Genomic DNA, 21,179 nt, shown 5'->3' on the forward strand with positions numbered 1-21,179 from the left:
GGCCGCACCTGGAATCGTCGATGGATTCGGCATTGTCGGCTACGCTCCCGTACCGGGAAGCAGCTGCCCCATCCTCGAAATTCTCTCCTGCATCGTTGTCAGCATTTTCAGCCACACGATGTTGTAATACTCGGCGTTCGAGAAATCGGTGTTTTTTCCCTGTTCGAAGCGCTGCCACAGGTCCAGCACGGTCTGCGTGATGCCGCGGGGAGGAGTGTAACCGAAGGTTTCACGAAACCGGTTCCCCGACACTTGATAGCTGCGTGTAGGAACCCCGTCCATGTACCGGACGTCCACTTCGATCTGCTTTTTGTCTCTCAGCACGTACTTGATCCAGTGGGCGAGCTCCAGAACCCGATAATTCTTGTGAAGCACGTTGAACGCTTTCCCGCGCACTATGCCTTCGGGCAATTCCAATGCGTTGATGTACGCTTCCGCGGCATCGTTGATGTCGAGCAGCGGACGCCACATTTCCCCGCCACCGAAAACGATCAGTCGCCCGGTCTCCCAGGCGGTTTTAGAGAAGGTGTTGACCACCAGGTCGTACCGCATGCGGGGAGAGAAGCCGAAGACGGTCCCCTTTCTGAGCGCCACCGGGCAGAATTCCGGGCCCGCGAGATCGCGAAGGAGTTCCTCGGCGAGTTTCTTGGAAACGGAGTAAGGGGCCGTCGGGCTGATTTCGGATTCCTCGTTCAGCATTCCGTCATAAGGGTTGAGGCTGTAATAGATGGAACAACTCGACGCGAGAACGAAACGCCGGACGCCTCGGCGAATGCAACCCTCGGCCACGTTTCGGGTTCCTTCGACGTTGATAAGGCGGCAGGCGTCGGGCGCGAATTCCGCGGTAGGGTCGTTGCTCAACGCCGCCAGGTGGATAACCTTGTCGATATCTTCCAGCACCCCGTCGTCGAAATCGCCGACGTCACCCTGGACGATCTCGACGTCTTTCGCCACGGCATCGAGGCCGTCTGCGCCGAAAAGGAGTTTGTCGAATACGCGTACCTTGTATCCCCGTTTCAGCAACAGCGGGACAAGCGTGCATCCGATGTAGCCGGCACCGCCCGTAACAAGGACGAACCTTCCGTTCCTGCTCATGAACCCCTCCTGTCAGTCACGTCGTCGCATGTAATCTTCGATGGCTTCCTTCAACGGCCGCATTACGGAACGGCCGCTCTTCCCGATTTTCCGGATCGCGAGACGCGAGTCCGCCGGCCGGCGGAAAAGCGCGGGGGAAGCGCCGCTCGAAACGGGAGTCACCTTGACCTCCTCGAGGCCGGCGGCGGAGAAGATCATTCGTGCGAACTCCATCCACGAACAACCCGGGGGAGAGACCACGTGGTATACGCCGGGCGCCGGGGGATCGGTTGACAAGGTCGCAAGCTGGCGGGCCAGGTCCTTCGAATAGGTCGGGCAGCAGAACACATCGGAGACGACGTCCACTTTTCCTCGCGTGCGCCCAAGATGAAGCATGGTTTCGACGAAGTTCCGGCCGCCCGGTTTCGCCCGGCACGGGTTGCTCCCGAACAGGCCCGTCGTTCGCAGGATGTACGTCTGTTCCCACTCGGCCAGCGCCAGATATTCGCCCGCCAGTTTCGTGGCGCCGTATATCATCATCGGCCCGGTCAGGTCGTCTTCCTCGTACGGTTCCCCCTTGCGTCCGTCGAACACATAATCGGTGCTGATATGGAAAAAACCGGCCCCGTTCGCCCGGCAGGCGCGGGCGACGTAACGGGGGCCCAGCGTGTTGACCTCGAAGGCCGTGTGCGGGCGCTTTTCGCAAGTGGGCACGTCATGGAACGCCGACAGGTTTATAACGACGTCGGGTTTGATCCGGGAGATTCTTTCGCTCACCCGGGTTTCGTCGGTGATATCGAGATCGGCGTGAGGAGGCGCGTCAGCGACGAGGGGGCCGAGCTCGGCCAAGACATCTTTGCCAAGCTGTCCCTCGGCTCCGATGACAAGGACGCGCATCGACTATATCCGCTCGGTCCGGAAGACGTCGGACAAGGGATCGGAAAGCCATTCATCGAGTGTTTTCGCTCTCTGGTCCCTTTCGGATACGATCGGGTCCGATACGGGCCACTCGATTCCTATTCGAGGATCGTTCCAGAGGACGTTCGATTCCGTGTTGCCGTTATACGTGCCGGTGCATAGATACTGGACTTCGGCGAAGTCCGATGTGACGGCGAAGCCGCGGGCGCATCCGGCGGGCGCCCAGAACAGGACCGGTTCTTGATAGTGGAGTTCACGTCCCACCCACTTGCCCAGCGTGGGAGAATCCTTTCTGATATCCACCGCCACGAGGAAGGCCGATCCGGCGGTCACGCGCATGAGTTTGCCCATCGGAGGGTCCCATTGGAAATGAAGACCGCGCACCACGTTTTTCACCGACCCCGAATGATTGAGCTGGACAAATCGGGTCGGCAGTTTTTCCGCCGCCCAGACGTCCTCCCGGAAGGATTCGAGGAAAAATCCACGCGAATCGCGAAATAGCTCCGGATGGACGAAAAAGACGCCCTCGATATCGGTCGACTCGACGCGGATTTTCACCTGGTTCTCCTCCATATCGTTGCCGTACCACGGACAATCATCTTGCAAGCAAGGTGCATGCCTATCGCTAATCCCTTATTATTCGACCGGTTACAGTGTAATAGTATGACAAGAAGATTTCCTGGACGTCAGTATGTTGACGTTCGGAATGGCAGGCGGACGGGGGACTGCCGACGATCGCCATAACTAAAGGTTGCCGGTGTTCGACCGATAACTGTTACAGGGGTCGAGCGAGGAAACGGCTGGAAAGGAGGGTGCGGAAACCACGCCGGTTTGGCAGCCGGCAAAACAGCCGAATATCGCGCCGGTCGAAACGGCCGCGGCCTCGAAAAATAAACCGGGCAAGGATGCCCGAACTCATTTCATGGAGGAAATGACATGGCTCTTGTAATCAACACGAATATCGCGTCCTTGAGCGCCCAGAAAAACCTCGTAGCAAACACCTCGCTGCTTTCAACCTCAGTCCAGCGGCTTTCGTCCGGCCTCCGGATCAACAGCGCCAAGGACGACGCCTCCGGCCTGGCGGTGTCGGAAAAGTTGCGCGCGCAGGTCAAGAGCATCTCGGTAGCGATCAGGAATTCCCAGGACGGCGTTTCCCTGGCGCAGACGACTGAAGGCGGGCTCGTGGAAATCGGAAACATCCTTTCCCGTATGCGCGAGCTTGCAGAGCAGGCTGCGAACGGCACCGTCCAGGACCGTACGGCACTCGACAACGAATACACCCAGATGATCCAGGAAATCGACCGGATCGCGTTGACCACCGAGTTCAACGGCGTGAAACTCCTGAACGGGGATTCCAGCGCCACCGGCGTGAGCTTGCAGGTCGGGTTCCAGAACAGCGCAAACGACCGGATCGCGTTCTTCTCGGGGATCGGCGTGACGGGTTCGTCGACCCTCGGCCTGACGGGCACGTTCGGGAATATTTCGATCGTGGGCAACGCGCAATCCGCGCTGGCGCAGATCGACTCCGCCATCAACACCGTGGCCACGCGGCGCGGCACACTCGGCGCCGTAATGAACCGGCTCGAATCGACGATCGCGAACCTGCGCGTCGCGGCGGAGAACCTCGGAGCCGCGGAATCGGCGATCCGGGATGCCGACTTCGCATTCGAGACGTCACAGTTCACGAGGAACCAGATCCTCGTCCAGGCGGCCACCGCGATGGTCGCACAGGCCAACGTGTTGCCGCAGGCGGCTCTTCAACTCTTGAAGTAAACGTAAGGTTAAACGGGGGAGGGGGTAAAAGCCCCCTCCCCGCAAGATTCAGGGAATCGTTATGGACGTGAAAAACGACATCGGATCGCCGATATCGACGCCGGGAAATCCGGGAGGAGTCGCCCCCCCCGCCCCCGCCCGGGAAGACCATGCTCCGTCTCCCGCCTTGAAAGAGGCGGCGAAAGAAGCTCCGGAAGAAGGCGAGGTCAGGAAGATCGTGCGGGAGGCCCTGAAAATCAATCCTCTTCCGGAACGGGAGCTTCGCATCGAGATCGCGAGCGACGTGAACATGGTAGTAGTCAAAGTCGTGGACAAGGAGAGCGGCGAAGTGGTTCGACAGATCCCGTTTGCCGAGACAGTCGCGAGCGCAAAGCGCATCAAGGAACGGTTGGATCAGATGGCCCGCGAGCAGCGCGGCCTCGCCGTGGATCGGGAGGTATAGGTGGCCACGTTTTCGGTCGGCGGACTGTCGTCCGGGATCGACTACAACTCCATGATCGAACAGATCATGAAGCTCGAGCGGCAGCCGATCACTCGTCTGGAATCCAAGAAGGCGGATTATAACAAGAAGATCAGCGTCTACGGTGAGCTCTCCTCCAAGCTGGCCGCGCTGAAGACCGCCGCGAACGCGCTGAGGACCGCGTCGAGTTTCTATGCGAAGAACGCCTCGTCGAGCGACGATGCCGTTTTCACTTCCACGGCCGCCAGTTCCGCCGCCGTGGGCAATTATTCGATCAGTGTGACCACTCTCGCGCAGGCTCACCGGATCGCTTCCTCCCCCGTTGCGGCGGAGACGACCGTCGTCAGCTCCGCCACCGGTAATTTCAGTTTCACGGTCGGTGGAGGGGCGGCCACGACCGTCGTGGTTTCAACGGAAACGACCCTTGAAAATCTGCGGGATGCCATAAATGCGGAGGACGGTGACGCGGAGGCGAGCATCATTTACGACGGGAGCGGGTACCGGCTCGTCCTGACGAGCAAGGAATCGGGGGCATCCAACGGCATCGTCGTCACCGAGAACGTCAGTACGCTCGGGCTGCCGAGCGGGCCCGTGTCCGGCGGGACGACGCTGCAGGCGGCCCAGGACGCCGCATTCAGCATCGACACGTTTTCCATGACGCGGAGCTCCAACACGGTCGAGGACGCGATCGCCGGCGTCACGATCTCACTGAAAAAGGGAGGGACCGCCACCCTGTCGGTGACGAACGATACCGACGTCATACGGGAAAAGATCGACGCGCTGGTCGCCGCCTACAACGACGTCGTCTCACTCGTATCCACCAACGCCTATTACGACACGAATACGCGGAAAGGCGGTTCCCTCACAGGGGAATCGACTGCGCGTGACATCGTAACCGGCCTGCAAAGGATCGTGGGGACCCGCGTGTCCGGGCTTCCGGAGGGCTTGCGGGTGCTGGCGCAGATCGGCATCGAAACCGGCACGGACGGGAAGCTGACAGTCGACTCCACCGTGCTGAACGACAAGCTGACGACGGAACTGGCCGGGGTTTCGGACCTGTTCAACGCCGACGGCGGGCTGGCGGCCGAAATCTACGACTACGCGGACGAGGTGACGGATACGATCACCGGATCCATCACTTACCGAACCAAAGGTCTCGGCACGCTTGTGACCGGGATTTCGGACGACATTCTGGAGATAGAAGCCCGCCTGACAAAGGAAGAGGAAGAATTGAGGGCACGCTTCGCGAGGCTTGAAGCGCTCCTAAGCACGCTCACCTCGCAGACGGCGTTTCTCAGCAGTCTGTCCGTCGAATAGCGGCGGAAGAATCAAAACGTTTATAGCAGGATAAAAGGGGGAAGGGAGAGAGACATGCAGCAGTACGATGCCTACCGGAAGGCGACGATCGACACTTCGGACAACGTGAGGGTCGTTTCCCTTCTCTTCGACGGTGCGATGAATTTCCTGAAAATCGCGCGGATGAAAATGGAGGAGCGCGACATTCCGGGCAAGGGCATTTATATAGGGAAGGCAACCGCGATTGTCGGCGAACTGGCAAGTTCGCTGAACATGGAAGAAGGCGGAGAGATCGCCAGGAACCTCCGCCGTCTCTACGACTTCATACTCGACCGCCTTCTCCAGGCCAATCTGAAGAACGACGCGGCTGCGCTCGGCGAAGCCATAAATATTCTGGAGGTCCTCCGTGGTGCCTGGAAAGAGATGGAACGGATCCAGGTCGCGGCGCATGCGCCTCCTCCGAACAGGGCACGCCAGGCCGGAATGGCCGTCCAGGCATGAACCGCGGCACGGACACTCTTCTTGCGGATCTCCTCGAATTGGCGAGGGCGCAACGGGCCGCCCTCGGGGAGGGGAAGCTCGAAGAGGCGATGGAATTGGCCGAGGAACGGCGAGTGATCGTCGAGGGGATTTCCATCTTCGAAAGGGGGTCCCCCGTCCGTCCGGCTGCCGGAAAAATGGCTGTTGGAAGCGCCGGTGGCCGTGTGTGTTCGCGCGAAAACCGGCGCAAGGCCATCGGGGAAATCCTGTCGGTGGACAGGGATATTTCCGAGGCGATCCGGGCTGCGATGTCGGATACTGCCGCGAAGCTGGACGGGATCGACAAATTAAAGCGATATTTCAGGAACACCGCCGCCCGCGGAACGGCGGGGAAAATCTCCGTCACGGCCTGAAATCGGAGTGCTCATATCCGGTTTCCCTTCACAGGACGCAGGCGTCCACAGGTTGCCGGCCGGGCCGCCGGACATTCGTTCGTGACAGGACTTCCGTAAACACATCCCCAAGATTATTAACCGATTCCCGCGGATCGAACTGTTCTCTCATCGGCACGACGCGGATTTTCCCGGGGGAGATCCCCTCGCGGAGCAGCGAATCCCTCGCTCGATCCGACACGGCGACGTATGCGTCCACCTCCGGCAGTGAAAGCCTTTTCACCTTGTCGATATATTCCGCTTTCCCGGTCGGAACAAGATCGGTTTCCGCGGATAGCGCTACTACCCTGTTCCCGAATTTGAGCTTCGCTACAACGGCCTGAAGCGTGGAAACGCTGGACAGGTATTCGGTGAATACGATGTCCTTGTCGATCAGTTCCGCCTCCAGCCCCACCAGGTAGTCGGTGGAATCCTCGAGTTGCGGAAGCCGTTCGATCGGCATTTCAGTTTGCGATGCGCTTGTATCCGCGGAGAGAAGGGTATAACCGGTGAATTCGAAAGTGTCGCTTAACGCGAGCAAACACGCCATTTCCGCCGGATCGAATCCGGCAGGCCTTATAACCGCTACTCGCGGCAGGCCGGAAGACGCCCGAACCGGATATGGAGGAACGCGCGGATTTACCCGTGACGAGAGGGGTCTTGGATAAACGTCATATTCCCTGTAAACAAGCTCCTCCGGTCTTGCGTACCCGCTTCCTTCGATTCCGGAATAATTTTCTCCTTTGCGCCAATAACGTTTCTTGTCCAGGAACCCGTAGTGGACGATGTACAGATCGAGCTTTTCGACCCTTCCGTCGATGCCCGTCAGGTATTCGTGCACATGCCTTATCCACTTTACCCCCGGCAGGTTTCTCCAGATCCTAGGGGTCCATTCGAAATTGTCGGCCGCCCTGGAATAGTACAGTTCGTTGCCGACCAGGTTGCATTGTCGTATGGTGAATCCCGCTATACCTGGTTCCGCGGAAGACAGCACGCCCCTTATCTTCCTTTCGAACTCCTCCGAGTATGCCTCGTCCGAATCCAGGCGGATCACCCAGTCTCCGCTGCAGCGATCGAGGGAAATCTGCCGCTGGTTCCCGAAATGTCCTTCCCATGGATGTTCCACCAGGACGACCCTCGGGTCGGATTTCAGGATTTCCAGGGTTCGGTCGGTGCTTCCGCCGTCCACAACGACGATCTCGTCCGCGAAGGAGCAAGAGCTCAGAGCCCTTCCGATGTGCTTCTCTTCGTTCATGGCGATCATGGAAACGGAAATTTTCATCGTTTATGCTCCCGCCTCCTAATTGCATGCACGCCTGGGTGAATCCATTTCGCAACGTCAAATCGACATGCAAAAATTTTTCGAGCAAGTCTCATGCCACTCAAAATGCATGGAAATCTCATCAACCATCGCAGTGGATGAGATTGACATCGCCGACAGCGGGAAAGACATTTCATGTTTGTGTAAAAGGAGAAAAACGAAAGTATTTCAATGAAATGTTTGTCGTTCAAAGGGGGCACTGTAAATCCATAAACAAGTATTTATTGTCGGAAGAACAAAAAACAGGGTGAACCTTTGAAACCAAATTATGGCGCCATGAAGCGGTGAGAAAATTCAAAAGTTTGACGCACCGCATTATTTGGCGGTGGATTCGAAGAGTTCAAATCGGGCAATCGGGGAACAGGCCCGACAACTGGTTAACATCTTTACGAATTTATAACGAGAAGTTTCATCTGTTGCATGGCAAGGGTTTTGCTTGGGTACCCGAGAGGCTGGATATTATCGGGGATCATGGCGGTTCGGCGATCCGGGAAAGGCATCGATAGTGCCGTTGATATCGATCGAGGCATCGAAAACTGCCGCATACACGGTCAGCGTCCAGAGTGTTGACGGTTCACTGAAGCGTCTCCACAGCATTTACGATCCCGAAGGCGAAGCGCTGGAAATCGTAGATGCCTTCCTTTTCGACGGCAAGGGTATCATCGTGGTCCTGGGTCTCGGGCTCGGGTATCACGTGGCGGAGCTTCGGCGACGTTATCCGGAAGCAGACATCGTGGTCGTCGAGGGGATGCCGGAAATCCGCGATTTCTGCATGACGTACGGAAAAGCCGCCGATCCGGCGGACCGCATCAGGCTCATCGTGGGGGCCTCCCCCTCCGAAGCCGTCGCGGAAATCTCGAAACATCATCTGGAAACCGGATTGCCGCCGCTCGCCGTATTTGCGTTCCTTCCCGCCGTGAGCGCGTTCCCCGATTATTACGGCCCGATACGGAAGGCGCTCGACCGGACGGTATCCTTCCGGCTCTGGGACAGGCTCCGTTATCGAAAGTTCAGGAGCGAGGCCCTGACGGTAGCCCTTTTCGACTTCGGCTACTTCCTCACCGAGGAGATCGCGCGGGCCGTCAAGGCCCTCGGGCACGATGTCGTGCGGGTGCCCGGAAAAAAGGGAGAGAGCTGCGGCGACATCCTGCATCGAGCCATAGAAACCGTCGCCGCGCACAGGCCGGACTTCGTCCTTACCGTAAATCACCTGGGCTTCGACGAGGAAGGGATACTCGCGAACCTGTTCCAGGCGATAGAGTTGCCGGCCGCGATCTGGTACGTTGACAGCCCCAATCTCACGGTCAAGGCCTTTGATAAGAACGTATCGCCGCTAAGCCATGTATTTCTATGGGATGAAGCCTACGCCGAGGATATGAGATCCCTCGGCTTCAAGCATGTCTACCGGCTTCCGCTGGCCGCGGACGAAACGGTATTCATGCCGAGAAGGGTGTCTGCGTCCGAAAGAAAAAAGTTCGGAGCCGATATCGGGTTCGTCGGGAATTCGATGGTCGTTCCGGCGCGGGACCGGCTCCGGAAGGTGCCTGCGCATCTCCACGCCGCGGTGGAGCGGACGGCTCGGCGGCTCTGCTACTCGAGGGGATGCTCGTTCCGGCAAATCGCCGTTGAGGCCATGGAGCCCGGTGAATACGGGTCATTCGAGTCCCTCGCCGAATCGGAGCGGGCCGACGTCGAGGCGGCGGTCCTTTGGCGGGCGACGCTTCTCTACCGGCTTTCGTGCGTGCGGGAACTGGAGGGTCTCGATGCGGTCATAAGGGGAGATGCAGGGTGGAAGAAGCTTCTGAACGGCGGCTTCCGGACAGGTCCTCCCATGAACTACTACGGGGAGACTCCGCTCTTCTACAACGCCTGCGCAGTCAATTTCAACGCCACGAATGTGCAGATGGGGACTGCTGCAAACCAGAGGGTCTTCGATGTGCCGGCCTGCGGCGCGTTTCTCCTCACCGACCGCCAGGAATCGATCGGAAATCTTTTCGAAGAAGGGAAAGAAGTCGTTGCCTACCGTGACCGCGGGGAAATCGCGGATCTGGCGAAGTTCTATCTCCGTAACGATGCGGCGCGAAAAGACATTGCCGGGCGGGGACGGCGGCGAGTGCTGGCGGAACATACATATCGGCACCGCATCCGGACGATCATCGATGCCTTGCGGGCTATAGGGTAAATAGATGGTACCGAGGATACTCACATTCAACTGGCATGAAAGTTACATCCATCTCCTCGCGAAGACGGGGTACGAGTTCGACGTCGTCCAGGTGACGAAAGGGGGAAGGTTCGGATGGATACGCGAGTTTCGGCCCGTCCCGCGAAACTGCCGGCTTATCGATGAAGCCGCCGCCTTGTCGCGACTGGCGGCAGGGGGGTACGACCGCATCGTTGCGCATAACGTTTTCGATCTGATGTTCGTGCTGGAGTCCGATTTGCCGAAAGCGATTTTGTTCCACACCACCGTGGAGGTGCGGGCGGGCGAGGCCGGTCGCGATCTGAAAACCGCTTTCCACGATAAAGTGCGGCGGTTGGTGACGCTTTCGCCGAACGTCACGCCGATTTTCATTTCCCGCCTGAAAAAGGAGAGTTGGGGGCTGGACGGGGAGATCATCCTTCCGGGGATCGATCTCGCAGAATATGGCGGGTACACAGGCTCCGAGAGGAAAGTTTTGAGAATCGGCAATTTCCTGAAAGAAGCGGATCCGGCGTCGGGGTTCTCCATCCAGGAAAAAGCGTTATCGGGGCTTCCGGCAACGGTCCTCGGCCTGAATCCGACGGTGGCGGGATCGTTCGTCCCGAAGGACTGGGATGATTGCAGGGGATACATGCGGAGCCACCGTGTTTACGTGAACACGACGCAGGCGCCGTTCGAGGACGGCTACAACCTTGCGATGCTCGAGGCGATGGCGACCGGGATGCCCGTCGTGTCTGCGGAGAACCCGTCTTCCCCGATCGAAAACGGGGCCAACGGGTATGTGTCGGCGGACGAACGGGAATTGAGAGCGCGGGTAGAGGACCTGTTCTCGGATCGGGGCCTTGCCGGAACTCTCGGTCAAAAAGCCCGGGAAACGGTCGCCGACCGCTTTCCCATCGAATCGTTCATCTCAAACTGGAAGCGCGTGCTCGATGCGGGATCTCCGGGCGTGTCGGTGCCCGACGACATCGTGCCGGGTCGCGTCGCTCCTTCACTTGCCGATTCGCATTCGGCAGGTTTCATCCGGGGATCCGCGCAAATCCACGTGGAAGGGATGGAGGAAAGAGATTATTTCCATAAGGAAAGGCGGGAGTTGGAGACCGCTCTCGAATCGGGGGATCTCGAATCGGCCCGGTCGGCCCTTGAAATGTTTCTCGAAGCCCACCCTCTCGACGCGGAAGCCCTCCTCCGGCATTCGGATATCTGCGTCAGGCTCGGCCGTCGCGACGAGGCGTTCGCGGACCTTGAAAAGATCCTTCTGTTCGAACCGGGACGGGAAGATGCCCTGGCGCGCAAGGCGGCCTTCGAGCGGGCCTTGCCCGGTGGGGCGTGACGGATGGTCTTCGGGAAAAACCTCGAATATTTGAAGGCCGCGGATGGGCGGCTTGCGGAACTCGTCGCCGGCGCGGGACGAAGCGGGGACATTCCGCTCGTGCCGTCGAAAACTGGTCCTCCGTCCGCCAGGGCGGGCGGAGTCGCCCTCCACAGCCTCTACGACCCGATACGCGAGGCGAAGGAGTGGGTCGAGCACAACCGGGGGGAGATCGACAGGGCGGCGGAGCTCGTCGTGCTCGGGTTCGGGTTGGGATATCACGTGGCGGAATTGTCGCGCACCACGGACAAGCCCGTAACGGTCTTCGAGCCGAGGATCGAAATCCTGCGAGCCGCGTTGAGGGCATCCGACCTCTCCGCGATTCTTTCGCGCGTCCGGATCGTCGAAGCGCCCGACGGACTTTCGCTCCGCAAGAGATCCCTCGTGCTGCAGCACATACCTTCTGTCCGGTCGTCACCGGCCCCCTTTTCCGAAGCGCTCGCCCGCCTGGACGTGCTTCGTGCGGTAGCGAGAGGGCTTCGGATCGCCGTGGTAGGGCCGTTCTACGGAGGATCGCTTCCGATAGCGGGGTATTGCGCCGAAGCCCTCGGAAGACTCGGGCACGAGGTGGAGTACATCGACAACAGCCCTTACGCGAATGCGTTTCTTTCGATCGACAAGGTGACGGAGAGCCGGACGCACCGCGACATTCTCAGGATGAAGTTCGGCGATTTCGCATCAGAAGCGGTATTGGCGAGGATCGTCCAGTTCCGTCCCGACCTCGTGTTGGCGCTCGCGCAGGCCCCGCTGACCGAGACGGTCCTCGCGAGGCTTCGGGAGCAGGGAATCGCCACCGCCTTCTGGTTCGTGGAGGATTTCCGCCACATGGAGTACTGGCGGGCCATGGCCTCCTCCTACAACTACTTCTTCGCGATCCAGAACGGCGCGTTTCTCGGCTCCCTGCGGGAAGCGGGTGCGGTAAAGGCGGCTTTCCTTCCGCTTGCCGCGTCTCCCGATATCCACAGGAAGATGGAATTGTCGGCCGACGAGGAGCGGGAGTTCGGCGGCGACGTTTCCTTCGTCGGCGCGGGGTACTACAACCGGCGAAAGCTTTTCGAAGGCCTTACCGATTTCGACTTCAGGATCTGGGGAAACGAGTGGGATTCCTGCCCGGCCCTGCAAGGATTCCTGCAGCGGAACGGCGCCCGCATCGGCACGGAGGAGATAGTAAGGATTTTCAACGCCGCCAGGATCAACATCAACCTTCACTCTTCGAGCTATCACGAAGGGGTGAATCCGGACGGCGATTTCGTGAACCCGCGCACTTTCGAGATCGCGGCATGCGGGGGATTCCAGCTCGTGGATTTCCGGTCCGGCCTGCCCGGCTTTTTCGATATAGGCGAGGAGATCGTATGCTTCGACGCTCTCGAAGACCTTCGCGGGAAGATCGCGCATTACCTTGCGCACCCGGATGAGCGGGAAGCGGTCGCCTGCAAGGGCCGGCAAAGGGTCCTGAGGGACCACACCTACGAGCAGCGTATGGAAGAAATGATCGGCTTCATGGTCCGGAACGGGTTCGTGCCCCCGTGGAGGGAAAAAAGGGACAGGGAGGATCCGGAACGCCTGATCGAAGAAGCGGGGCCGGAAACGGAACTCGGGCGTTACCTCGCGCGGTTCGCCGATGCCCGGAGCCTTAAGCTCCCCGATATCATCGGGGAAATCCGGTCCGGCCACGGAGAGCTCTCCCGTGTCGAAAGGATCTTCCTGGCGTTGAACGAGATCAGGGCATGAGCGCGGCCGGCGGAAAGGAAATCCTCGTCGTCAACCTTACGCGGATGGGGGACCTCATCCAGACGACGCCCGTCATGGCGGGAATCAAGGATGCATATCCGGGGGCGCGCATCACCCTCCTTGCCAACGCCGTTTTCGCGGAGATCTGCAAGGACATACCGTTCGCCGACCGTATCGTCGTGTTCGACAAGATGGGGCTGCGGAAGCTTGTTTGCGACGAGGAACATTCCGTGGTTGAGGGGTACCGTGCCCTGGAAACCTTCATCGACGAGGTGAACGACACGGAGTACGATCTCGCGATCAATTTCACGGCGTCGGGGGAGGGGGCGGTCCTCACGTCCCTGTTCAACGCACGGGAGGTGCGGGGCGTGACCGCGGACTCGGAAGGATGCAGGATCATCCGGTATCCATGGCAGTGGTACTTCATGAGCGTTATTCCATCCCGGAACTACAATCCCTTCCACCTGTGCGACATGTTCGTCAAGGCGGGGGGCGTTTCGACCTCGCGGAAGGGGTTGCACCTGAACGTTTCGGATGAAGAGAGACTGAAGTGCAAGGCTGTCCTCGGGGGATACGGCATCGGCGATGACGATCCGGTCATCGGCTTCCAGCTCGGCGCGAGCCATCGCTTGAAGACATGGCCCGCGGCGTCCTTCGCAGGATTGGCGGATCGGCTCGCTGAGTCGCTCGGCGCCCGAATCCTGCTTACCGGATCGAAATCCGAGGAACAGCTCGGCAGGGAGTTCGAGTCCCTTTCGGCGACGAAGGCGGTAAACCTCATCGGGAAGACGGACCTGCGGGGAGTCGCGGCGCTGCTGGAACGGTGCGCGTTGTTCGTCAGCAACGACACGGGTCCCCTGCATATCGCCACCGCGGTCGGAACCCGCGCCCTTGACATATCGCTCGGCCACGTCTGTTTCCGCGAAACAGGCCCTTACGGAGAAGGGCACTACGTGATCGAGGCGGACGTCCCTTGCGGGCCGTGCGGGTTTCACGTGGAATGCAAAAACCCTCGTTGCAAGGAAATGGTCACGTCCGAAAGCGTGTTCGATCTTGCGAGGCGGATACTTCGCGAGGGGGGCGTGGAATCGATCGAAGACGGACCGTTGTGGCGGGGGGTGCGGGTCTACCGCTCCGGCTTCCCGGAGGACGGCCTCGCGGATTACACTCCGTTGATCAGGCGTCCTCTGACCCGGGAAACGTTCTACGTGTACCTCTATCGCGAAACATGGCAACGGATCCTGGGCGGAGGCGGCGGGGCCTCCGCCGGTCAGGCCGGCGAGGGGCTCGTGTCGAAGATCGCCGCGTGGCACGGAGACGAGGCTCTGGATACCTTGCGGGGGGCGCTCCGCGACGATCTCGAGATAGCGCGCAATATGGAGGCGCTCGCCGGGGAAGCGCTTACGAGGGTATCTCTCATAGCGAGGGAAGCCGTACGGCCGGCACCGGATGCCGAATGGATCCGGCGGACATGGGAGGACGTGCCCGCCGTCGACCGGGAGATCGAAACACTCGGCCGCACGCATCCCCACCTGATGCCTCCGGTGACGCTCTTCCGCTTCGGAAAGGAGGCCCTGGAAGGGAAGGAGCTGGCGGTCCTGGCTGAATCCGCGCTCCGCCTGTACTCCGACCTGAAAAACCACTATGCGATGATCGCCGAAGCGATCGGGGGCCTCGTCGAAAAGCGGGTGATCGCTCCTATCGCATCGTGCAATACTTGAAAAAATCCGCGCCGGGGAAGGAGGGCTGTAATGGGAATCGACGATCCGAGGCAGGGGGAACTCCTCGAAAAGCTCGTTGAGGGTGTGGACGGAGCGCTTGGGACCGTGGGGGAGATCGACAAGCGGCTTGTCGCCTGCTCGAAGCTCCTCCGGGTCGGTGACGACGCCGACACTTTCACCGCGCTTTCGTCGTGCATTTCCAACCTGGGGGATCTCTTCGACCTCGTGCGGGAAATCAGGAACGGCACATCCGTTCTAAAGACCCGGAGCGTCCCGGCCGATGCGTTCGCTTCCTGGGAAAAGTCCGTCGATCTTTTCCGCGAAATGTTGACCGCGTTCGAGGGGAAGGACTGGATTACGCTGGCCGACCTTATCCAGTACGAAATTTCCCCCCTCCTCGCGGAAGGGGAGAAGGACCTTACAAGGGTCCGGGAGCTGCTCGCCGCCGCCTGAATCCTGCGGAAAAATATTAATGATTACTGCGGGCTATAGTTTTCCCGGCTTCGACCGATAAGTAGCAGGCAGGAGCGTAAGCGTCATGACCACCAGCGTCATGACCACTGCCTAACACGGAGGTCGGGCGGTTGACAGTATTCCCCTTCCAGCTCGGTGAAGTCACCAGCCTGTACCACAGGGTTCTCAAGACACGGCCGCAGGTTCCGGAAAGCGATTCCACGGACCTGAAGGACGTCGTCACCATTTCGGCCGAGGCGAAGCGCCAGAAAATCCTCGAAGAAGCCCAGAGCGCGGTCCTCGCCCGCATCCGGAGCGGAGAGTAGTTTCTTCCCTTTTCACTGCCCCGGAATTCCCGCGGCGACAGCATCCTTTCATCCGCCCGCAATAAAAAAACCGCTAAGGTTTTCGGCCCGTTCTGCCGAAAAAGCAGGGGGGTGTACTCCGAAAAAGGGAACGGGTGAAATCGATGCTGGAAGCGGGAGGCAGGGGGAAGGTATTGATCGTCGACGACGATCCCGGGGTCAGGGATCTGCTTTCCCAGATCCTGTCCGGCGTCGGCGGCTACGAAACCGATATCGCGGTCGACGGCCTCGACGGGCTTGCCAAGGTTCGCAAAGGGTCGTACGACGTGATCTTCACCGATCTCGCCATGCCGCGCCTGAACGGGATGGAATTCCTCAAAAAGGCCCGGGAGATCGTTCCCGCCACGCCCGTCGTCGTCATCACCGGGGTCTCCTCGATGGAGGTCGCCGTTCACGCGATGCGACAGGGGGCGTGCGACTTCATCACCAAGCCGTTCAAGGTCGACAAGATCGTCGCCACCACGGAACGCATCCTCGGAGAGCAGAAGCTTTCGGGGCGTCTTGCCTCGGCGCACGGCTCCGGAGAATCCCTCAAGGTCCTGAACGCGGAGCTCTTCAAGAGGCTGCAGGAGATCGTGGCCCTTCACAGGGTGAGCGCCGAAATCGACCGGTGCCACGAGAACAAGGAAATCTACTCCCAGGTCGCCGAGCTGGCGGCGAAATTCCTCGCAGTGAGCGAGGTGTCGTTCGGCATCCTCGACGACGGCAAGCTCCGGGTGAAGTCCGGCATCGGAGTGTCCAGGGGAGACTATCCGATATCGGGAACGCTCTTCGAGCGCGTCGTGGAGGACAAGCAGTACCGCATCGGCGACGTGGGGGAGCCCGGCCCGTACAACGGCGGGGTCCTGCGCACGCAGTTCCTCGCGATTCCGCTGCTGGCGGGAAACAAGGTGTTCGGGATCCTAAGCATTTCGAACAAGGCAGACGGAACGGCGTTCGCCGAAGAGGAGATCTACCTCGCGATCGATTTCGTGAAAAAAGTCGCATCGAAGATCGAGAACAACGCCCTCTACCAGGTGTTCTTCAACAACCTCGTCGATTCGCTCAAGTCTCTCATCGCGACGATCGAGGCCCGGGATTTCTACACGAAGGCGCACTCCGAGAGGGTCACGAAATATTCCGTCCGGATCGCGGAAGTGATGGGGATGGGAACCGAGGACATCGATACGATCCGGTTCGGCGGTTATCTCCACGACATCGGGAAGATCGGCGTTCGGGATACGGTGCTCCTCAAGCCGGGCAGGCTGACGGAAGCCGAGTTCGAGGAGATCCGGCAGCACGCGGTCATAGGCGACGAGATCGTGAAGCCGATCAAATTCTTCGACCGGGAAAGGGTGCTGATCCGCCACCACCATGAGCACTTCAACGGCAGCGGATATCCGGACGCCGCCTCGGGTGAGGAGATACCGACCGTCGCGAGAATCCTTGCCGCCGCGGATTCCTTCGACGCAATGACGTCCAACCGGCCATACCGGACGGCGCGCACGCGTGACTTCGCGGTCGAGGAGCTCAAGCGATGCTCCGGCACGCAGTTCGACCCGGAAGTCGTGCGGGCGTTCCTCGCAACCTCGATCGGGAAGGAGATTCCCCAATGAGCCTTAGTTCGGGTGAAAAGGTCTTCTACAAAACGCTTCCCGAGGTCGTCCAGCACCAGGCGACGGTGGTTTCCGCCGACGGCGAAACCATAACGCTCGGAGTGGACGCGCGACAGGGGCTATCGGCGGGCCAGCGCCTGGTGATCTCCTCAGGGGAGCGCCAATACTTCGGGGAGGTGACGACCTTGGGCGACGACACCGTAACGCTGCGGCAGACCTGGTCGAACAGCCGCGAGTACTTCCGCGTGGACGACGTGGTTCCCTTCGTTGCCCGGAAGCTCTCGGGGGACGAACCCCTTGGCGCTTCGCGTTCCTTTCCGTTTTCCGCCGCCGGCCCGCTCGAGCCGGATCCGCCGGGCCCGGACGTGAATCCGCGCGTGTGGCAGGCGCTCGCCAACATCCAGTCGATGCTCGCGATGATACTCGAACGGCTCGACATGCGAACCGAGGGGTTCCTGGAGGCGGAAAAGAAGCGCGTGAACATAAGCGCGACGGGAATCCGGTTCCAGACGAAGGATCGATTCGAAATCGGGGACGAGCTGGAGATAAAGATGCTGCTTCCCTCCCGTCCGCCGGTCGGCCTGCTCCTATACGGCAGCATCGTGAGGCTCGAGGATGCCGGGAACGGGGAGAAGGACATCGCGATGCAATTCGGCGACATGAGCGACGAACTTCGGGACGAGATCATCCAGTACGCCCTCGTGCGCCAGAGGGACATCATCCGAAAGGCGCGGGATTAGGGTATACGTGGACCGGTCGAGCGTCATAGGAATCCTCCTCGGCGTCGCCGCGATCGTCGGGGGAAACCTCATCGAAGGAGGGGCCCCCGGTTCGATCGTCGAGGGGACGGCCGCCGCAATCGTCCTGGGCGGGACGGCGGGCGCCACCCTCCTCAGCTTCCCGCTGTCCGACGTGCGACGGGCCGTCGCATCGCTGCGGATTGTCTTCCGTTCCGCTCCATCCGACGATCCGGACGCGTTGATACGGCGGATCGTCGCTTTCTCCGAAATCGGGAGGAGGCAGGGACTCATGACGCTCGAGAAGGAAGTGCAAACCGTACAGGACGACTTCTTCCGGCGTGCTCTCCGTCTTTCGATCGACGGGATGAGTCCGAAAATGCTCCGGGAGACGATGGAGCGCGAGAACGCCACGTACGAGGGCGAAATGCGGCGCGTCGCGAAGGTTTATGAGACAGCAGGCGGATTTGCACCGACCATCGGGATACTTGGGGCCGTCCTTGGGCTCATCCACGTCATGGAGAACCTGTCCGACCCGTCGAAGCTCGGCGCCGGCATAGCCGTAGCCTTCGTGGCGACGATCTACGGCGTGGGCTCCGCGAACCTCATCCTGCTTCCGCTGTCGAAGAAGCTCAACCACCGGATCAACGACGAGCTGTGGCTTCGGGAAATGATCCTCGAAGGGGTATCCGGCATCCAGTCGGGAGTGAACCCTTATTATCTCGGCGAGAAGCTCAAGGCCTTCACGAAGGGGCGGAAGTGATGCGGCGATACCCGGAGGAAGATCGGGACAACGTGGACCGGTGGGTCGTTTCCTACGCGGACTTCATCACCCTGCTGTTCGCCTTTTTTACGGTGATGTACGGGATCAGCCGTGTGGATTCCGCCAAGCTGCGTGAATTCGCCGGGTCGGCCCGCGCGGCCTTCGGTCCTGCTTCATCGGCGGGGGGAAAACCGGTCATCGAAGGGATCGTGCCGGTTCCCCGGGAGGCGATCGAGATGCAGAAGGAGGCGGCCCGGATCGTCGAGGCCGCCGGGATGCAGGGCTCCTTGTCCGTCCGGCGGGAAGGGCGCGGCATCGTCCTTTCGATGGGAGAAAACGTTCTCTTCGACCCCGGGCGGTCGTCCGTAAAAACGTCATCCGGCGCCGCGCTCTCGGCAGTGGCCGCCGTCCTGGAAAAGTGGCGGGGGGACGCGGCCGTGGAGGGCCACACCGACAGCCTCCCGGTGGGAGGCTCCGTGTACGCTTCGAACTGGGAGCTTTCCACGGCGAGGGCGACGAACGTCCTCGCACGACTTATAGAAGATCACGGAATACCGGCGGCCCGGCTGTCGGCGGCGGGGTATGCGGAATTCCGCCCGGTGGTATCGAACGCCACGCCCGAGGGGCGCGCGCGGAACCGGCGGGTCGACGTTGTGCTGTTGCTCGGGAACGGCGCCGGGGGAAACCGGTGAGGGAGACGGCCTGCACAGGGAGGATGGGTCCGTGCTGAACATTATCGGCGTGGTTGTGGTCCTGGGCGCCGTCATCGGCGGCTTCCTGATGGAGCACGGGAACCTCGGCGTTCTTTTCCAGCCCGCCGAATTCGTTATCATCTTCGGGGCGTCGGCGGGCTCGTTCCTGATCTCCTCGCCGGGGAAGGTCGCAGGCCAGGTGGTCCGGAACATCGGGTCGGTTTTCAGCGGCAAGAGCCACGGCAAGACGTACTTCATCGAGCTTCTGAGCATGATGTTCATGGTTTTTTCCAAGATCCGGAAGGAAGGGCTGATCGCCATCGAAACGGACATCGAGGCGCCGCAGGATAGCCCGCTGTTCGGCAAGTTTCCGGGGATTGTCAAGGACAAGCGCATCCTTAATTTCATCTGCGACAACCTCAAGGTGATCGTCACGACGAGCATCCCTCCCCACGAGCTCGACAGCCTGCTGGAGCTCGAGATCGAAACGGGCTTCCACGACTCCATGATCCCTTCCCACAGCGTAGGCAAGATCGCCGACGCTCTGCCGGGGCTCGGGATCGTCGCGGCGGTGCTCGGCGTCGTCCTCACCATGGGGAAGATCGATCAGCCCCCCTCCGTGCTCGGGCACAGCATCGGGGCCGCCCTCGTCGGGACGTTCCTCGGCGTGCTCGCCTGTTACGGCTTCGTCGGTCCGATGGCTGCGAACCTGGAGCACAAGGCGAAGGAAAACGAGGTCTTTTTCCAAGTCGTAAAGGTCGCCCTCGTCGCGTTCGTGGGCGGCTCGGCGCCGCAGATGGCGGTGGAATTCGGCCGGCGTGCGATACCCGGGGACGACAAGCCCACCTTCGGCGAGCTCGAAAAAGCGATCCGGTCGGTGCCGAAGTGAGCGCGAAGAGCAAGATCATCATCAAGACCGTCAAGAAGCGGTCCCGGGGAGATGGCGGACACGGGGGAAGCTGGAAGGTCGCCTACGCCGATTTCGTGACGGCGATGATGGCGTTCTTCCTCCTTTTGTGGCTGATCACGATGGCGGCGCCCGAAAAGCGGGCGCGTGTCGCAACCTACTTCAAGCACTTCAGCCTGTTCGAGAAGAGCGGAATCTCGTTCATGGAAAAGAATGCCGCTATCCTGAAGGAAACCGGCGGCGAGATCTCGGTGCCGAATGATCCTTACGGCCCCGGGGGGAAGAAAAAGGTGACGCGGGAGCAACTGGGCGACAAGCTTCGCAGGGATACGGAAGAGCGGCTCGCCGGCGTGAAGAACCACGTCATGGTGGAGGTGTTCGAGGGCGGGGTGCGGATCCAGCTCGTCGACATGGCGGGGGGGCAGATCTTCGATCGCGGCAGTTCCGCGCCCACTCCGGTCGCCCGGCAGATCTTCAAGGTCATCGCCGAAAGCATCCAGGAAGTGCCGAACAAGATATTCATCGAAGGGCACACCGACGCGAGCAGCTACGCGTCGAACCGGTTCACGAACTGGGAGCTTTCGACCGAGCGGGCCTCCGCTGCCCGTAAGGAGCTCGAAGCGAACGGGCTGGATCCCGACCGGCTTGCGCGGGTTTCCGGTTATGCGGCGACGGAGCCGCTGATCAGGGAGGATCCGAACGATCCGCGGAACCGGCGAATCAGCATCATCCTGCGCTTCGACGCCCCCCCCAGGTAAGCCGCGCGAAGCACACGCTAGCCCGCAGTAGAAGTTTGGTGAGAAATGCGGGCTATGCCCGGCCGGCTCGCGCCCCGGCATCCCTGCCCGAATTACGGTTGTCCGTCATCGTGACGCCCGCAGGCGCTACGC

21 protein-coding genes are annotated in these 21,179 nt (G+C 60.6%); 17 read left to right on the forward strand and 4 right to left on the reverse strand.

Annotated elements, in window-relative coordinates:
- Window positions 1-39: 39 nt before the first annotated feature.
- The 3 genes from HY896_03105 to rfbC are packed head-to-tail and all read right to left on the reverse strand — an operon-like array spanning window position 40 to window position 2,565.
- The gene (locus tag HY896_03105) at window positions 40-1,095 is read right to left on the reverse strand and encodes an SDR family oxidoreductase (GenBank protein ID MBI5575334.1); all 1,056 of its coding nucleotides are present in this window, start codon (window positions 1,093-1,095) and stop codon (window positions 40-42) included.
- 12 nt (window positions 1,096-1,107) lie between these two features.
- Window positions 1,108-1,971: a dTDP-4-dehydrorhamnose reductase gene (rfbD, locus tag HY896_03110; GenBank protein ID MBI5575335.1), complete on the reverse strand. Its 864-nt coding sequence runs from the start codon at window positions 1,969-1,971 to the stop codon at window positions 1,108-1,110.
- Between the two features lie 3 nt (window positions 1,972-1,974).
- Window positions 1,975-2,565, reverse strand: a complete 591-nt coding sequence (rfbC, locus tag HY896_03115; protein ID MBI5575336.1) for a dTDP-4-dehydrorhamnose 3,5-epimerase — start codon at window positions 2,563-2,565, stop codon at window positions 1,975-1,977.
- Between the two features lie 363 nt (window positions 2,566-2,928).
- On the opposite strand from rfbC, the gene HY896_03120 reads away from it, so the two are divergent.
- From HY896_03120 to HY896_03140, 5 genes are all read left to right on the forward strand, one after another.
- Window positions 2,929-3,765, forward strand: coding sequence for a flagellin FliC (locus HY896_03120; GenBank protein MBI5575337.1), 837 nt, complete (start codon window positions 2,929-2,931; stop codon window positions 3,763-3,765).
- 61 nt (window positions 3,766-3,826) lie between these two features.
- The gene (locus HY896_03125; GenBank protein ID MBI5575338.1) at window positions 3,827-4,207 is read left to right on the forward strand and encodes a flagellar protein FlaG; all 381 of its coding nucleotides are present in this window, start codon (window positions 3,827-3,829) and stop codon (window positions 4,205-4,207) included.
- On the forward strand, window positions 4,208-5,542 hold the full coding sequence (fliD, locus tag HY896_03130) for a flagellar filament capping protein FliD (GenBank protein ID MBI5575339.1): 1,335 nt from the start codon (window positions 4,208-4,210) through the stop codon (window positions 5,540-5,542). It begins immediately after the preceding gene.
- Between the two features lie 54 nt (window positions 5,543-5,596).
- Complete coding sequence (gene fliS, locus HY896_03135) at window positions 5,597-6,022, forward strand: flagellar export chaperone FliS (protein MBI5575340.1); 426 nt, start codon at window positions 5,597-5,599, stop codon at window positions 6,020-6,022.
- A complete protein-coding gene (locus HY896_03140; GenBank protein MBI5575341.1) occupies window positions 6,019-6,414 on the forward strand; it encodes a hypothetical protein in 396 nt (131 codons plus the stop codon). Before fliS ends, HY896_03140 begins: the two co-directional genes overlap by 4 nt.
- 28 nt (window positions 6,415-6,442) lie before the next feature.
- Here the strand turns inward: HY896_03140 and HY896_03145 are convergent, their stop codons facing one another.
- Complete coding sequence (locus tag HY896_03145; protein ID MBI5575342.1) at window positions 6,443-7,714, reverse strand: glycosyltransferase; 1,272 nt, start codon at window positions 7,712-7,714, stop codon at window positions 6,443-6,445.
- A 544-nt stretch (window positions 7,715-8,258) separates the two neighbouring features.
- On the opposite strand from HY896_03145, the gene HY896_03150 reads away from it, so the two are divergent.
- From HY896_03150 to HY896_03205, 12 genes are all read left to right on the forward strand, one after another.
- Window positions 8,259-9,935 carry a glycosyltransferase gene (locus HY896_03150; protein ID MBI5575343.1) on the forward strand — a complete coding sequence of 559 codons (1,677 nt, stop codon included), beginning with the start codon at window positions 8,259-8,261 and terminating at the stop codon, window positions 9,933-9,935.
- Between the two features lie 4 nt (window positions 9,936-9,939).
- The gene (locus HY896_03155) at window positions 9,940-11,286 is read left to right on the forward strand and encodes a glycosyltransferase (protein ID MBI5575344.1); all 1,347 of its coding nucleotides are present in this window, start codon (window positions 9,940-9,942) and stop codon (window positions 11,284-11,286) included.
- 3 nt (window positions 11,287-11,289) lie between these two features.
- Window positions 11,290-13,056: a glycosyltransferase gene (locus tag HY896_03160; protein MBI5575345.1), complete on the forward strand. Its 1,767-nt coding sequence runs from the start codon at window positions 11,290-11,292 to the stop codon at window positions 13,054-13,056.
- Window positions 13,053-14,777: a glycosyltransferase family 9 protein gene (locus HY896_03165; protein ID MBI5575346.1), complete on the forward strand. Its 1,725-nt coding sequence runs from the start codon at window positions 13,053-13,055 to the stop codon at window positions 14,775-14,777. The genes HY896_03160 and HY896_03165 overlap by 4 nt, the downstream gene beginning before the upstream one ends.
- A 30-nt stretch (window positions 14,778-14,807) precedes the next feature.
- The gene (locus HY896_03170; GenBank protein ID MBI5575347.1) at window positions 14,808-15,230 is read left to right on the forward strand and encodes a hypothetical protein; all 423 of its coding nucleotides are present in this window, start codon (window positions 14,808-14,810) and stop codon (window positions 15,228-15,230) included.
- A 131-nt stretch (window positions 15,231-15,361) separates the two neighbouring features.
- Window positions 15,362-15,556: a hypothetical protein gene (locus HY896_03175; GenBank protein MBI5575348.1), complete on the forward strand. Its 195-nt coding sequence runs from the start codon at window positions 15,362-15,364 to the stop codon at window positions 15,554-15,556.
- Between the two features lie 134 nt (window positions 15,557-15,690).
- Complete coding sequence (locus HY896_03180; protein MBI5575349.1) at window positions 15,691-17,190, forward strand: response regulator; 1,500 nt, start codon at window positions 15,691-15,693, stop codon at window positions 17,188-17,190.
- A complete protein-coding gene (locus HY896_03185; protein MBI5575350.1) occupies window positions 17,187-17,930 on the forward strand; it encodes a PilZ domain-containing protein in 744 nt (247 codons plus the stop codon). The genes HY896_03180 and HY896_03185 overlap by 4 nt, the downstream gene beginning before the upstream one ends.
- A 7-nt stretch (window positions 17,931-17,937) precedes the next feature.
- Window positions 17,938-18,690, forward strand: a complete 753-nt coding sequence (locus HY896_03190) for a flagellar motor protein (GenBank protein ID MBI5575351.1) — start codon at window positions 17,938-17,940, stop codon at window positions 18,688-18,690.
- Window positions 18,690-19,382 (forward strand): OmpA family protein, encoded by a 693-nt coding sequence (locus tag HY896_03195; protein MBI5575352.1) that lies wholly within the window; start codon window positions 18,690-18,692, stop codon window positions 19,380-19,382. Before HY896_03190 ends, HY896_03195 begins: the two co-directional genes overlap by 1 nt.
- Before the next feature lie 31 nt (window positions 19,383-19,413).
- Window positions 19,414-20,271, forward strand: a complete 858-nt coding sequence (gene motA, locus HY896_03200; protein MBI5575353.1) for a flagellar motor stator protein MotA — start codon at window positions 19,414-19,416, stop codon at window positions 20,269-20,271.
- The gene (locus HY896_03205; GenBank protein MBI5575354.1) at window positions 20,268-21,047 is read left to right on the forward strand and encodes an OmpA family protein; all 780 of its coding nucleotides are present in this window, start codon (window positions 20,268-20,270) and stop codon (window positions 21,045-21,047) included. Before motA ends, HY896_03205 begins: the two co-directional genes overlap by 4 nt.
- Window positions 21,048-21,179 lie beyond the last annotated feature (132 nt).

It is taken from the genome of Deltaproteobacteria bacterium, assembly GCA_016218975.1.
Taxonomy (GTDB): Bacteria; Desulfobacterota; Deferrimicrobia; order Deferrimicrobiales; family Deferrimicrobiaceae; genus JAENIX01.